14 protein-coding genes are annotated in these 14,537 nt (G+C 35.8%); 7 read left to right on the top strand and 7 right to left on the bottom strand.

Features of this window, described 5'->3' with window-relative positions:
• Positions 1 to 41: 41 nt before the first annotated feature.
• From clpP to HN014_RS09735, 7 genes are all read right to left on the bottom strand, one after another.
• Positions 42 to 716, bottom strand: coding sequence for an ATP-dependent Clp endopeptidase proteolytic subunit ClpP (gene clpP, locus HN014_RS09765; RefSeq protein WP_176028698.1), 675 nt, complete (start codon positions 714 to 716; stop codon positions 42 to 44).
• A gap of 103 nt (positions 717 to 819) precedes the next feature.
• Positions 820 to 2,142: a trigger factor gene (tig, locus tag HN014_RS09760; RefSeq protein WP_176028697.1), complete on the bottom strand. Its 1,323-nt coding sequence runs from the start codon at positions 2,140 to 2,142 to the stop codon at positions 820 to 822.
• Between the two features lie 92 nt (positions 2,143 to 2,234).
• A complete protein-coding gene (locus tag HN014_RS09755) occupies positions 2,235 to 2,576 on the bottom strand; it encodes a phage holin family protein (RefSeq protein WP_176028696.1) in 342 nt (113 codons plus the stop codon).
• 201 nt (positions 2,577 to 2,777) lie between these two features.
• Positions 2,778 to 4,304, bottom strand: coding sequence for an SGNH/GDSL hydrolase family protein (locus HN014_RS09750; RefSeq protein ID WP_176028695.1), 1,527 nt, complete (start codon positions 4,302 to 4,304; stop codon positions 2,778 to 2,780).
• A gap of 46 nt (positions 4,305 to 4,350) precedes the next feature.
• Positions 4,351 to 5,613, bottom strand: coding sequence for an OmpP1/FadL family transporter (locus tag HN014_RS09745; RefSeq protein WP_176028694.1), 1,263 nt, complete (start codon positions 5,611 to 5,613; stop codon positions 4,351 to 4,353).
• A 122-nt stretch (positions 5,614 to 5,735) separates the two neighbouring features.
• Positions 5,736 to 6,503 carry an alpha/beta fold hydrolase gene (locus HN014_RS09740; protein ID WP_176028693.1) on the bottom strand — a complete coding sequence of 256 codons (768 nt, stop codon included), beginning with the start codon at positions 6,501 to 6,503 and terminating at the stop codon, positions 5,736 to 5,738.
• An 8-nt stretch (positions 6,504 to 6,511) separates the two neighbouring features.
• Positions 6,512 to 7,225: a pyridoxine 5'-phosphate synthase gene (locus HN014_RS09735; protein WP_176028692.1), complete on the bottom strand. Its 714-nt coding sequence runs from the start codon at positions 7,223 to 7,225 to the stop codon at positions 6,512 to 6,514.
• A 94-nt stretch (positions 7,226 to 7,319) separates the two neighbouring features.
• Here HN014_RS09735 and HN014_RS09730 point away from each other — a divergent pair, with 94 nt between their 5' ends.
• The 7 genes from HN014_RS09730 (at position 7,320) to HN014_RS09700 (ending at position 14,495) form a co-directional block, all read left to right on the top strand.
• Positions 7,320 to 7,976 (top strand): CBS domain-containing protein, encoded by a 657-nt coding sequence (locus HN014_RS09730; protein ID WP_176028691.1) that lies wholly within the window; start codon positions 7,320 to 7,322, stop codon positions 7,974 to 7,976.
• Between the two features lie 26 nt (positions 7,977 to 8,002).
• Positions 8,003 to 8,887 (top strand): NAD kinase, encoded by an 885-nt coding sequence (locus tag HN014_RS09725; RefSeq protein ID WP_176028690.1) that lies wholly within the window; start codon positions 8,003 to 8,005, stop codon positions 8,885 to 8,887.
• Between the two features lie 100 nt (positions 8,888 to 8,987).
• Positions 8,988 to 9,665, top strand: coding sequence for a DUF6089 family protein (locus tag HN014_RS09720; RefSeq protein WP_176028689.1), 678 nt, complete (start codon positions 8,988 to 8,990; stop codon positions 9,663 to 9,665).
• 3 nt (positions 9,666 to 9,668) lie between these two features.
• Positions 9,669 to 10,406 (top strand): isoprenyl transferase, encoded by a 738-nt coding sequence (locus HN014_RS09715; RefSeq protein WP_176028688.1) that lies wholly within the window; start codon positions 9,669 to 9,671, stop codon positions 10,404 to 10,406.
• A gap of 4 nt (positions 10,407 to 10,410) precedes the next feature.
• Positions 10,411 to 13,047: an outer membrane protein assembly factor gene (locus HN014_RS09710; RefSeq protein ID WP_176028687.1), complete on the top strand. Its 2,637-nt coding sequence runs from the start codon at positions 10,411 to 10,413 to the stop codon at positions 13,045 to 13,047.
• Positions 13,048 to 13,083: 36 nt separating this feature from the next.
• Positions 13,084 to 13,905 (top strand): OmpH family outer membrane protein, encoded by an 822-nt coding sequence (locus tag HN014_RS09705; protein WP_176028686.1) that lies wholly within the window; start codon positions 13,084 to 13,086, stop codon positions 13,903 to 13,905.
• Between the two features lie 80 nt (positions 13,906 to 13,985).
• A complete protein-coding gene (locus tag HN014_RS09700; protein WP_176028685.1) occupies positions 13,986 to 14,495 on the top strand; it encodes an OmpH family outer membrane protein in 510 nt (169 codons plus the stop codon).
• Positions 14,496 to 14,537: the final 42 nt, after the last annotated feature.

Genomic DNA, 14,537 nt, shown 5'->3' with positions numbered 1-14,537 from the left:
TGCTGTACTTTTATAACAATCATACATCTGAAGTGTTAAAATCATTCTCTTGTTAAAATTTCATCGATCATTCCATATTCCAGTGCTTTATCTGCCTTCATCCAATAATCTCTATCACTATCTTCATACACCTTATCGAATGGCTGCCCGGAATGTTTAGCAATAATATTATATAACTCATCTTTTAGGATCAAGATTTCTCTTGCTGTAATTTCAATATCACTAGCCTGACCTTGTGCTCCTCCTAATGGCTGATGTATCATCACTCTACTATGTGGCAATCCAGATCTTTTTCCTTTCTCTCCTGCACATAATAATACCGCTCCCATAGAAGCTGCCATACCTGTACAGATAGTCGCTACATCTGGCTTAATAAACTGCATTGTATCATAGATTCCTAATCCTGCATATACACTTCCTCCCGGAGAGTTAATGTATATCTGGATATCCTTGGCAGAATCCACACTCTCCAAGAATAATAATTGTGCCTGAATTATATTCGCCACCTGATCATTAATACCTGTTCCTAAAAAGATAATGCGATCCATCATCAAACGAGAAAACACATCAAAAATCGCCACATTCATCTGACGTTCTTCAATAATATTTGGTGTCATCCCCATAGGATACATACTACTTATAATCTGATTATAATAGTTGCTATTAATTCCCTGATGTTTAGTAGCAAATTTTTCGAATTCTTTACCGTAATCCATATATTTTTTTTTGAATTTTTTATTTAAATAAAAAAGGCGTCAACTTTTGATAGTTCAACGCCTTAAATATAAGTATAAATTCCTTTATTTATAAGCAGTTTTTTTACTTATACACCTCTTTTACATAGTCATCAAAACTAATTTCTTTCGTCTTTAGTTTTACATTCTCCTTATAAAAGGTTAATAATTTTTGACTCATTAACTGATCAGAGATTCTTTTTACCTCATCCTGATTTGATAAAATTCTGGCTGCAATATCGTCTAACTCTTTATCTTCAGGATTTGTCTGACCAAATTGTGCCATCTGTCCTTTGATAAGATCTTTTGCAAAACCTTTTAACTCTTCAAAGGTTACCTGTAGGTTATTATCATTGATTACTTTTCCTTCTATTAACTGATAACGCAATCCTTTTTCACTCTTTTCATATTCATCTTTTGCCTCATCTTCCGTCAAAGGTTTCTCTCCTGTTACTCGAATCCACTTTTGCAAAAATGTTACCGGCAAGTCGAATTTAGTATTCTCTAAAACACTCTCAGTAATGTCATTTAACAAACGGCTATCTGATTGTTGCTCAAACTGACGCTCTGCGTCTTCTTTGATTTTATCTTTTAACTCAGTAACTGTCTTTACATTCCCTTCTCCGTAAACTTTATCAAACAACTCCTGATCCAAATCTGCTAATTCTTGTTCATTGATTTCAGAAATCGTAAAAGTTACTTCAGTTTCTAATCCATGTCCTTCGTCATGAGAAACTCCTAAAGCACTTATCAAATCATGCTCATCTGTAAATAATCCTTTTGTTTTCAATGACAATACATCTCCAACTTTAGACCCCACAAATTTATCTAGGTTTCTCTTTCCTTTTATCTTATCTAAAGAAACAGTCGTTTCTTTATTAATTTCTTTTTCTTCATTCACAAAAGTTCCTCTTACTAAAGAATTCTTGTCTGCTTCTTCTTTAGAGGTTAACTTCCCATATTGTTTTTGAATCGTTGTTACCTGATTATCGATCATTTCATCAGAAGCAACAATCTTATAGTGTGTAATGGCTTTTTTACCATTGAATTTCACATCAAATTTAGGAGCTAATCCTAATTCAAATTCAAAAGAGTAGTCTTCGGCATCCCAATCAAAATTCTCTTGTTCCTTGGGCAATGGGTTTCCTAGCACGTCTAGTTTTTCTTCTGTGAGATATTTATTCAATGATTCTTGCAACAGCTTATTTACCTCATCTACCAAAACAGCTTTTCCATACTGTTTTTTCACCAATCCCATTGGTACATGACCTTTTCTAAAACCTGGTATATTAGCGTTTTTGCGATAATCTTTTAAGATTTTCTCAACCTTATCACTATAATCGCTTTTTGCGATATCTACAGTTACTACAGCATTTAATTCGTCTAATTGCTCTTTTGAAATATTCATTATCTCTACTTTTAAGTACTAAAAATCGGGTTGCAAAAGTAATACTTTTTTAACTCACTACAAAGTTTTAACTTTCTGAAAAACAGATATCTTTAATCTTTTTTCAAAACAGAATGTAATATTGACTGAAATACAGCTAATAAAACACTAAAAATCAAGGCCCATAACCACCCATCTACGGTGAAACCCGAAACAAACTCATCAGCTAATAAAATAATTGCAGCATTAATCACCAGCAAAAAAAGCCCCAGTGTAAGAATTGTTGCCGGAAGGGTCAACACGACCAATATGGGTTTTAAAAAAGTATTCAATAATGCCAAAACAGCTGCTACCAAAAGAGAGCTTATATAATTATCTACTGCCACTCCAGGAAGCACCTTCGCTAAAATAAGTACTGCAACGGCACTTAACATAATCTTTAAAATCAAATTCACGTTTCTATTTTTTTTAGTAAAATTATTCACAAAACCTTTACTCCTATTGCACCAGATAAGGGGTCATTTTCAGGAATCACAGCGCTACCATTTCAACTTTACACCAAAAATGAAACGGTACAATGTAAATTAAAAGTAACAAAAAAGACCTACTATGTAATCATAGTAGGTCTTTTATATTTTTATTTATTATCCTCAGCTTTAGTTTACATCATTACTCAATGTTACCGTACCATAATCTCCCGGTCTTACTTTGGGCAAGTTAGCATTATAGGTAGTTTTTAGTGCATTCATGATTCCATTTGCTATAATAGCGTGCCCTCTAGGAGTTGGATGTACTCCATCCAGAGAAAAACCTCCACCTCTAACAAACTCAGAAGTTACCACACCTCCGTCATAAGGAATTCCTACTGTAGCCACTTTTTCTAAGTCTGCTGCTGCATCATAAAATGCCAAACCTTTAGCATCAGCTATTCCTTTTATTGTAAGATTATAGGCAGATTGTGCTGTACTAATCGCTGTTTGCTCTTCTGGTGTCAGCACCCACTTATCTTCTAACGCAACCCCAACTCCAATAACAGATGTTGGTGTATTAGGATCTGCCAAGGTTCCGATAATCGAGCTAGCAGGAAGCACCAACAAATCTTCTGCTGTTGCTTGCCTCAATTTAGGAAGTGCTGCAAATGCAGGGTTAATCGCCCCTAAATCTGTCAGATCTTCATCCTCAATTACTACTGCATTCTGACCTTCTACAAAGGTAATTGTTCTTCTTGCCACTTCTTCTTCTGTTAATAAACCAGTTCCTGCCAAGGCAGCAAGCGCTTGCTGAAGACCTCCATTATACTGCGCATAGGCTAAATTTGCTCCCGCAGCTGTAGTCGCATCCATCGGAACAGGGTTATAAGGAACAGTAGTAAAATAAGGAATTGATGTCACACTAGGCAGACTCAACAATACTCCTTTTGCTCCTCCTGCCAGCATAGCATCTACTAATTGACTATACACCCCGGCAAAAACATTAGAATTGGTAATATCCTGACTTCCATAAGTAGCTGGATCCAGATTTCCTGTTGTATTATGATCCTCTCCTTCTCCTCCAGAAGTAGCATAACTCAATACATCATTATTACCTATCCAAAGACTAAAGAATGTAGCGTTTTGTGCTACTGCATCTGCTATTACTGTTGTAGTAGCAGAAGAAGCGAACCTTGCGAAATACGGATTTGCTGTCCCTGCAGGCACCCCTGCTACATTTCCATAACCTGGGGCTACTAAATGGTAGCTCTTTGCTCCCGGAACCCCCATATTATTAAAAGTATTCCCTAAGTTGTTTGATATCTCAGTTGTTGGTGCTGCCCCTGTATAAATCGCCGGCTTAGGACTACCATCAGCTCCAAAAGCTAACACGAAACGATTGTCCAAAATCTGAGTCCCAGACAACAATGCTCCACCTGCATTATCACTCATCAAAGGCTGAGTAAACTCACCTCCTCCTGCAGATTTAAATTGCTGAGCCAAGATATTAGGATACGAATTTTCCTGCCCTGTAATATACAAAGCTCCATCTGCAAACCCTGCTGTTAAAGAGTTCCCCAGTGCCACATAATTAGAAAAATTCGCTTCTCCACTTTCATAATTCCCTGATTCATCAATAGGATTTTCAAATTCTGGCTCACAAGCAATCATTCCTAATGCCAGTAATGTGATATATTTTATGTTATTTTTCATCTGATTATATTTTTATTACAGAAAAAGAGACCTACTCTTTCTGCTATTACAATTTATATGTTACTCCCAAACCTGGTGAAAAAACACTTGATTTATACGTTCCTCCAAAAGAAGAAAATTGTCCATTAGATTCTGTCGCATAATCATAAGAAGCTTCTACTTCTGAAAATCTCAGGTAAAGAAAAGAAGCATCAATTGCTAATTTTGGAGTAACCGCAAAACTCAACCCACCTGTGAATCCTTGTGAATCATTACGTGGAGTCTCTGGCGCAAAGAACCCAGGACGAACTGGTGTTTCATCATAATAGTACCCTGCTCTCAATGTAATTTTTGGAGTTGCTTCATATTGAGTCCCAAATCTGTAAACAGATGAATTTTTATAATTTCTCAGGTTTCTGGAGTCAGGTCCCGTAGGCGTATTACCGAAATCAATATCTAATGATTTATAAACACTCCAATACTGTCGGTTATAATCAAAGGCAAATAACCATTTTTTATTTAACTGATAAGAAACTCCAACAGTTAATTCTGCCGGTAAAGGCAGGTTGGCATCGAAAGTAGTCGTCCCATTAGAAAACGGAACTCCTGGAGAGTTCGGAACATTACTGAATGTCGCCTCTCCTCCTTCTGCTTTAATAATAATTTCACTTCTATAATTGAATCCTACCCGAAGGCGTTCTGATGGATTAAACATTGCTCCAATACTCCATCCCCAGTTACTAACACCAGAATCATCCAGTGTAACATTCGAACGATTCCCATCGATATCTGCCAGTGTTCTGGATAAATTCCTGTTAAAATTAACAGAACCAGTTACAAATATTGGTCCTCCTCCAATACTAAATACATCCGAAAGCTTAAAAGAAACGATCGGTTGAATATATATGGCTGCAAGTTCTATATTATTCACTAAATGAGAACCTGCCCAATCGGTAGGCCAAACTACTTCACTACCATATGGAGTATACACTCCTAATCCCAATGTCATCCAATCATTGACTTTATAAGAACCATATAATTCTAATGGGGTACCTACCGGATTATCTGTCTCTGATGAAATACCAGTAAGCTCATTCTGGAACGCTACCTGACCGAAAACGGCATTAGCTCCAGCACTAACATTTATTTTACTCTCCAAGTACACAAGACCTGCCGGGTTAAAAAACACCAGCTCAGCACTATTAACTACTGCGACACCCGTATGCCCCATAGCTAACGCTCTCTGTCCTTGAATACTCACTCTATATCCACCCGCATACGTGACCACTGTCACTAATATGAATAGAATTAATGATAAAAGTTTTTTCATAATAAAAAAAAGAATTAATTTATTTTATAAGGATTTGGTAATATTCACATTTCAAATTTAAAGGAAATTACGAATAATCCAACGATTTAACTAAAATATTATGCGTACATAGTATTTTTATGTCAATTTTTAACAAATTTCAACACATTGACCATAAACTCTTTAGGGTTTTCAGCATGAAGCCAATGTCCTGCGTTAGAGATTTCCCCGAAAACAGCCGCAGGAAACTGTTTTAGAATATTTTCTTTATCTCTTTCCTGAATATAATTAGAACGATCCCCTTTAAGAAACAATACTTCTTGCTTATATTGTTCGTTTTCATCAAGAGGCTTTCCTATTTCTGATACATTTTTGACCAAAGCATCCAGATTTATACGCAAACCTAATCGTCCTTTTTCTTTCCAGTACAAATTTTTCATAAGAAACATTCGAACTCCAGGATCACTAACATAGCTACTTAGTTCTTTATCTACTGCTCCTCTTGTTTGTAAAGTCTCGAAATCTAATGACTGTAACCCATCTAATATATCCTGATGGTGAAGTGGATAATACTTGGGACCGATATCTGCAATAATCAATTTATTAATCAACTCGGGATAAGTAACCCCTAACTGCATCGCTACTTTCCCTCCCATAGAATGCCCTAATAAGACCACATCACTTAAATCATTCGCATCACAATACATCTTGACATCTTCTGCCATCACCTTATAACTAAAAACATCACTATGAAAGCTTCTTCCATGGTTTCGTTGATCTATTAGATGCACCTGATAGCCTTCTGCAGAAAAATGTTTTCCCAGCGTTTTCCAGTTATCACTCATTCCTAAAAAACCATGGAGAATTAAAAACGGTCTCCCTTCTCCGATTACATTAGCGTATAGCTTCATCTCTTTTACTATTTTAACTTTCGAAGATACATATTCACCACATTCTCCAGTCCTAAATACAATGATTCACTAATCAAAGCATGCCCTATAGAAACTTCTAAAAGTCCTGGGATATTTTCTTTAAAAAACTTAATATTATCCAATGATAAATCATGCCCTGCATTAACTCCTAATCCAATATCACAAGCTAATTGTGCACAATCTGCATATGGCTGGATTGCTTTCTCATTCCCCAAAGTATAGGCTGCCGCATAACTTTCCGTATACAACTCGATTCTATCCGTGCCTGTTTCTTTCGCCCCTTCAATCATAGCTGCTACGGGATCAACAAAAATAGATGTTCGTATTCCATTAGCCTTAAACTCTGCGATTACTTCTTTCAAAAAATCTTTATGCTTCACTGTATCCCAACCTGCATCACTGGTTATTGCATCTTCTGCATCCGGCACCAAGGTTACTTGAGTTGGTTTAACTGCCAAAACCAATTCTACAAATTTTGGAATAGGATTTCCTTCTATATTATACTCTGTAGAAACTACAGGTTTTAAGTCATAGGCATCCTGGTATCGTATATGACGCTCATCGGGTCTAGGGTGAATGGTTATTCCCTCCCCTCCAAAAGTTTCTACATCGGTAGCAACTTTTAATAGGTTTGGCGTATTTCCTCCCCTAGAATTACGTAGCGTTGCTATTTTATTAATGTTAACACTTAACTTTGTCATAGATTATATTATCAAATTACAATTAGCAAAAATACGAACTTGAAAACGCCTTGCTTACATATTTTTGATTAATTTGCATAAAATACCGCCGCATATGAAGACGAGTCCACATATAATAAATGAAATAGAACCTCTGGGGGTTGACGCCAAAATAGAAGACATACAACTACTATTCAATGAATTAACCTATACACATTTCCCTGTTACAAAAGACAGTATATATATAGGCTGCATCCCCGAAGCTGATATTAGAAGTTTTGAAACTGAAAAAAAATTAGATGCTTACCGATACGCATTAGAAGGCTTTTTTGTCAGAGAACAAAACAATTGGCTGGATACTCTTGAGTCTTTTGCCCAGAACAATACTAACATCATGCCTGTTCTTGATGATGACAATACATATCTGGGATACCTGGAACTCAGTGACATTATGAATTTATTCAATCAAACACCTTTCCTCAATGAGCCGGGCAATATCCTTATAATAGAAAAGGGAGTACAAGATTATTCATTTAGTGAAATTTCTCAAATCATTGAGTCCAACAATGCCAAAATACTAGGTCTTTTTATTTCTATGATTGAGAATGATGTCGCTCAAATTACCATAAAAATCAGTGACAGTGACTTGAACAACATAGTTCAGACTTTCAGAAGGTATAGCTACAACATCACCTCTCACCATCAGGAAGATGCTTTTTTAACCAACCTTAAAGAGCGTTCGAAATATTTGGAAAAATACCTAAACATATAATCAATACATTTTAAAAACTGATTCGAATGAAGATAGGAATTTATGGGCAATTTTATCATGAAAATTCTGGCATATACATCCAACAACTTCTGGAAACTCTTGACAGGAACAAGGTAGAGGTAGTTATCGAAAAGAAATTTCTGGAGCTCATCAACCTCCATGATGATATTGATAAATCTTATTCTCATTTCAGCACCTTTGAAGAGCTGGATGAATCATATGATCTCTTTTTTAGTATCGGAGGAGATGGTACTATATTAAAAACGGTAACTTATGTAAGAGACCTTGGCATCCCAATAGCTGGGATAAACACAGGACGTCTCGGATTTCTTGCTACCATCCAAAAAGAAGAAATAAAAGACAGTATTGAATTAATTCTTAATAAAAAGTTTTACATCTCCCCCAGGAGTCTCTTAACAATAGAAACCTCCCCGAAGAATGATGAATTTGGAGTACTTAATTTCGCAATGAATGAGGTAACTGTAAGCAGGCGAAATACCACCTCTATGATTACCGTACACACCAGCCTAAATGATGAATACCTAAATTCTTATTGGGCAGACGGATTAATTGTATCAACACCAACTGGGTCGACCGGTTATTCATTAAGCTGTGGCGGACCTGTTATCACTCCTGATACTGAAAGCATTGTACTAACCCCTATCTCACCCCATAATCTCAATGTACGACCGTTGGTTATCCCGGATAACCAAGAAGTAAAATTAAAAGCATCTGGAAGAGAAGACACTTATTTAGTCTCTTTGGACTCCAGAATTCACACATTAAAAAATGACACCACTGTAATTATAAAAAAAGCCCCATTCAAGATTAACATGGTTGTTCTAGAAGGAAATAACTTTTTGAAAACACTCAGAAAAAAAATGCTCTGGGGAGAAGATAAAAGGAACTAAACAATAATTCTGAGTAAAAACTGTTTTTAAAAGCATACTATTTTACTCAAATTCTTGTGTAGTAAAGTTAATTGTTATATTTGCAAACTTTTGAAAACCTATGAGGTACGTAGCATCATTTGTAGTAGTTTTATTTTTCGCGCAATTCGCCACATCACAAACGTATGAAATCGGACTGATGGCTGGTGGGTCTAATTATATTGGAGATATAGGTTCTACTACTTATATTTCTCCCAATAAGCTCGCCATTGGTGCTATCGGAAAATGGAACCGAAGCAAGCGACATGCATTTAGAGCATCGTTTCTATATGCTAAACTAAGTGCTGATGATGCCAAAGGAGATCAAAGGAGAAAACAAAGAGGATTAACTTTTACAAATTCTGTAAAAGAAATTTCTGCTGGAATGGAGTTTAATTTTTGGGAGTGGTATTTATATAATGATAAACCTCAGTTCACACCTTATCTTTATACAGGTATTACCACTTTTAATTATGGTGCTTCTGCAGTAGATGCAAACAATCGAATCACTGCCTACGCAGACAAATGGAGTTTTGCAATTCCAATGGTCGTAGGTATAAAAAAGACTTTAGGACGTAATTTAGTAATTGGAGCAGAAATCGGTGCCAGATATACTTTTACCGATAATATAGATGGCAGCAATCCCGACAGTGCGTATGGAAATAGCTTTGGCAATACCGATAATAACGATTGGTATGTATTTACAGGCATCACATTGTCATACACTTGGGGTAGAATTCCTTGCTTGTGTGTATTCTAACATATGACAGAAAAAGATCAACTAAACTCTAACATACCGAAACACGTAGCCATCATTATGGATGGCAACGGAAGATGGGCTAAGAAACAAGGATTATTCAGAACGGCAGGACACAAAAGCGGATCTAAAGCTGTAAAAGAAGCTGTAGAAGCCAGTGCAGAAATTGGTGTTAAATATCTAACGCTATACGCTTTCTCTACTGAGAACTGGAATCGTCCAAAATTAGAGGTGGAAACCTTAATGAAACTCTTAGTCAGCTCTTTAAAAAAAGAAATTAAAACCCTTCAAAAAAACAATATCAAGCTCAATGCCATTGGCAATCTAGATGCCCTCCCGCCCAAAGTAAAAAAAGAATTACTGGAAGTTATTGATTCTACAAAATCTAACGACCGTATGACTTTGACCCTGGCACTCAGCTATGGAAGTAGAGAAGAGATCATAAAAACTATCCAAGAAATAAGCATTAAAATTAAAAATAATGTATTTTCGCCACATCTCATAAATGAAACAGTCATTAATGAGCATTTGTATACCAAAAATCTACCTGATGTGGATTTACTAATACGAACAAGTGGAGAACAGCGTATTAGCAATTTCTTATTATGGCAGATTGCATATGCTGAATTATATTTTACTGAGATATTATGGCCTGATTTTAAAAAACATGATTTATTTGAAGCCATATTAAATTATCAACAAAGAGAAAGAAGATTTGGAAAAACTAGTGAACAGCTTAGTTAAAAGAATGACAAGAAAATTATCAATTGCTTATTTTGCAATCTTTGCATTTTTACTAAACACAGTATCAGTTACAGCACAAGATTTACCTGGTACCAATGGAAAACAGTACATCCTCGGAGAAATCAAAGTAACAGGAATTAGTAGTTACAATGAAAGTACCGTTGTTACTTTTACAGGATTAAAAAAAGGGGAACGTATTTATCTACCCGGAGATAGAATCCGAAAAGTCATTAAAAAATTATGGAACCTTGAACTATTTAGTGATATTAATTTTTATATCACTAAAGTAGAAAATGGAGTTGCCGATATTGAAATACACATTCAGGAGGTTCCCGAATTAAGTGAAGTTCGCGTTGAAGGAGTTAAAAAACGAAAAGGAGAAGAACTCATTAAAGATAATGGACTGACCAAAGGAGTAAAAGTTACCGAAAACCTCATTACCAATACACGTAACTACATTTCTAACAAATACAAAAAAGAAGGGTTTCTAAATACCAAAGTTGCCATTAATGTTTCTGCCGTAAAAGATACTACAAACACGAATAAAGTTAATATGCTAATCCGTGTAGACAGAGGGGAGAAAGTAAAAATTGACAATATTGTTATTAATGGTAACTCCCAGTTAGCTGATAAAAAAGTATTGGCTGCCATGAAAAATACGAAGAAGAAAAAACCACTTCGCTTCTGGAAACGATCGAAATATATAAAAGATAAATATCAGGAAGATAAAGAAAGCATCATTACCAAATACAAAGAAAAAGGATACCGTGATGCCAGAATTGTTTCTGACACCCTAATTGTTAATGAAGATGAAACAGTCTCACTGGCACTGGCTATTGAAGAAGGAAACAAGCACTACTTCGGTGACATTACCTTTTTAGGAAACAGCGTATACACAGATAAGCAATTAGCCCGGCAATTAGTGATCCAGAAAGGAGATGTGTACAATGGAGTTCTTTTAGAAAAACAAATACAAGATCAGACAAAACCAGATGCTAATGACCTTACGAATTTATACCAAAACAATGGATATCTATTCTCTAATATTGATGCTGTAGAGACAAAAATAGAAAACGATACTATTGATTTTGAAATTCGAATCAGAGAAGGAAAGCTTGTACATTTTAATCATATAACTGTTTCTGGGAACGACAAGACGAATGATCATGTAATCTACAGAAATCTTCGTACAAAACCAGGACAACGATACAGTAAGGAATTAGTAGTTAGAACCATTCGGGAAATTGGTCAGTTAGGGTTTTTCGATGCAGAGCAATTAAATCCGCAATTCTTAAACGCTGACCCGAATGCCGGAACAATTGACATTAATTATCCTGTAGTAGAGCGAGGAGCCAGTCAAATTGAGCTCCAAGGTGGATTTGGAGGAGGAGGGTTCGTTGGGACACTCGGTCTGGCCTTTAACAATTTCTCGATGAGAAATATTTTTAACAAAAAAGCATATCGCCCATTACCAATGGGTGATGGACAAACCTTCAGAATCAGAGCACAAGCTAGTAGAATATTTCAGATTTACAGTATCTCATTTGTAGAACCCTGGTTAGGAGGAAAAAGACCTTATCAGCTATCTACCTCTTTTTCTCACTCTATCAACTACCTGTTTAACAGCAGAACAAGAGATGTAGCAAAAGATCAACGATTCCTTAGAACAGGAGCAACTATTGGTATTGCGAAGCGACTTAACTGGCCTGATAATTATTTCACCCTTTCTCAAGCATTAAGTGTTCAACATTTTAATCTAAAAAATTATAACACCCGTTTATTTACTTTTGGAAACGGATACTCTAACGACTTAGCATACACCATCGGAATTAATCGAAACAACACTTCTGTTAACCCGATATTCCCTACTGCAGGTTCTGATTTTAATGTTAGTTTTAAATTCTCACCTCCTTACTCTTTATTCGATGGAGTTGATTATAAAGCTTTAGCTGATGAGAGAAGTGCCCTAGAAGAAGAACTAAGTGAATTAGATAGAAATACAACCGCAGGATCGCTAAGAGCTCAGGAAATCACTGATGAAATTGGAGCGATCGACCAGGAAAGATTTAACTGGCTGGAATACTACAAGATTAAATTCAACGGAAACTGGTACACATCCTTATTTAACATCGGAAAAAAACCATTGGTTTTAAGAACCGGAGCTGAATACGGATTCCTAGGTGCATATAATAGTGATCGAGGAGTTATTCCTTTTGAAAGATTTGCACTTGGAGGAGATGGTCTCGGAGGAGGTAGTCTTGATTCCAGAGAAATTATAGGTCTTAGAGGATACCCAAATCAATCCCTGGTTCCACAAAGTAGATCAAATAATCCAGAATTAATTGACGATGGGGCAACAATTTACAATAAATATTCGTTAGAGCTTCGTTACCCTATTACACTAAAACCATCTGCATCAATTTATATGCTAGGGTTTTTAGAAGGAGGAGCTTCTTACGATAGTTTTAGAGACTTTAATCCTTTCCAATTAAATAGATCTGCTGGTCTAGGTTTACGTATATTTATGCCTGCCTTTGGATTACTTGGAATCGATTTCGGTTATGGGTTAGACCCTATCCCTGGTACAAATACAGGACCAAACGGATGGGAAACTCACTTTATCATAGGGCAACAGTTTTAATTTTGGCATGATTATTTCAATTAACAAAACAGCATTATGAAAAAAAGAGTTCTTTTAGCAGTAACAGTATTAAGTTGGTTATTTTATATTGCTCCTGCGCATGCTCAAAAAGGAATTAGAATAGGATACATCGACATGGATTATATCCTGGAAAACGTTCCCGAATACAACGAAGCCTCTGCTGAACTAGAGACGAAAGTTCAAAAATGGAAAGTCGAGATAGAAGCGGAATTAAAAGTTGTGGAGCAGATGAAAAAGGACTTAAATAACGAACGCGTTTTACTAACCAAAGAACTTATAGAAGAACGCGAAGAAGATATTGTTTTTAAAGAAAAGGAAATACTGGAATACCAACAAAAGCGATTTGGACCAAACGGAGATTTATTCTTGCAGAAAAAACGATTGGTACAGCCCGTACAAGATCAAGTATTTGTTGCTGTGCAAGAAATTGCTAAAAACAAAAGATATGATTTCATATTTGACAAATCGGCAGAACCTGTTATGTTGTATTCTGCAGACAGATATGACATAAGCGATCAGGTATTATTGCGTATCAACAGAACTTCCAAGAGAAAACAATTAAATAGCAAAAAAGAGAAAAAGGCACTGGAAAGAAACGAAAAAAGAAGTGTCGAGCAAGAAAAAGAAGTAAGTCAAAGACAAAAAAACGCATCAAAAAAGGAGGCCGAAAGACAACAATTATTAGAAGAAAGAAAAAGACTTAGAGATTCTATAAGAGCAGTGAAGAAAAAAGAATTCGAAGAAAGAAGAGCAAAACTTATAGAAGCCAGAAACAGAAAGAGAGATTCTATCAACGCTTCAAAAAGTAAAAAAGAAGAAAGTGATGGAGGTATATAGCAACTCCTCTCTCTGATAGTAACACTGCAATTAAAAACTATTATTATATAAAATTTATACACATTTAATATTACTCGAAAATGAAACAATTAAGAACCCTATTAGTAGCTTGTGCATTAGTATTAGGAACATCAGGATTTATGAACGCACAATCCAAAGTAGCTCATATAGCATCTCAGGAGCTTGTTGAATCAATGCCTTCTTTTAAAAATGCTAAAAGCGAGATTCAAAAATTGAACAAGACATATGATGCGGAAATCAGAAATATGGTGTTAGAGCTTCAAAATACGATCAAAAAATATTCTCAAGAAGCAGAAACTAAAACAGACGAAGAGAACTTAAAAAGACAGCAAGAAATCCAAGCAACTGAAAAGAGTATAAACGACTACAGACAGAATGCATTACAGGATCTTCAGAAAAAAGAAGCTGAATTAATGAAGCCTATTTTAGAAAAAGCACGTGCCTCTATCCAAAAAGTAGCAAGAGCTCAAGGATTCCAATATGTATTAGATTCTACAACTGGAACTGGAGTAATTATGGCTGATGGGAAAAACCTGATGGCAGACGTAAAAAAGGATTTAGGTATTTAATCCGATAAACACACAATATCAAAAAAAACAGCAGAGCTTTGC

This window comes from Aquimarina sp. TRL1, assembly GCF_013365535.1.
In the GTDB taxonomy this organism is placed as follows: Bacteria; Bacteroidota; Bacteroidia; order Flavobacteriales; family Flavobacteriaceae; genus Aquimarina; species Aquimarina hainanensis.
The sequence above is the reverse complement of the archived record's forward strand: the minus strand, read 5'-3'. Positions and strand labels throughout refer to the sequence as shown.

Coding starts and splice junctions, on each gene's coding strand:
- HN014_RS09715 (WP_176028688.1), top strand. CDS start 9,669: ATGACAGAAAAAGATCAACTAAACTCTAACATACCGAAACACGTAGCC.
- clpP (WP_176028698.1), bottom strand. CDS start 716: ATGGATTACGGTAAAGAATTCGAAAAATTTGCTACTAAACATCAGGGA.
- HN014_RS09745 (WP_176028694.1), bottom strand. CDS start 5,613: ATGAAAAAACTTTTATCATTAATTCTATTCATATTAGTGACAGTGGTC.
- HN014_RS09740 (WP_176028693.1), bottom strand. CDS start 6,503: ATGAAGCTATACGCTAATGTAATCGGAGAAGGGAGACCGTTTTTAATT.
- HN014_RS09725 (WP_176028690.1), top strand. CDS start 8,003: ATGAAGATAGGAATTTATGGGCAATTTTATCATGAAAATTCTGGCATA.
- tig (WP_176028697.1), bottom strand. CDS start 2,142: ATGAATATTTCAAAAGAGCAATTAGACGAATTAAATGCTGTAGTAACT.
- HN014_RS09735 (WP_176028692.1), bottom strand. CDS start 7,225: ATGACAAAGTTAAGTGTTAACATTAATAAAATAGCAACGCTACGTAAT.
- HN014_RS09700 (WP_176028685.1), top strand. CDS start 13,986: ATGAAACAATTAAGAACCCTATTAGTAGCTTGTGCATTAGTATTAGGA.
- HN014_RS09720 (WP_176028689.1), top strand. CDS start 8,988: ATGAGGTACGTAGCATCATTTGTAGTAGTTTTATTTTTCGCGCAATTC.
- HN014_RS09705 (WP_176028686.1), top strand. CDS start 13,084: ATGAAAAAAAGAGTTCTTTTAGCAGTAACAGTATTAAGTTGGTTATTT.
- HN014_RS09730 (WP_176028691.1), top strand. CDS start 7,320: ATGAAGACGAGTCCACATATAATAAATGAAATAGAACCTCTGGGGGTT.
- HN014_RS09750 (WP_176028695.1), bottom strand. CDS start 4,304: ATGAAAAATAACATAAAATATATCACATTACTGGCATTAGGAATGATT.
- HN014_RS09710 (WP_176028687.1), top strand. CDS start 10,411: ATGACAAGAAAATTATCAATTGCTTATTTTGCAATCTTTGCATTTTTA.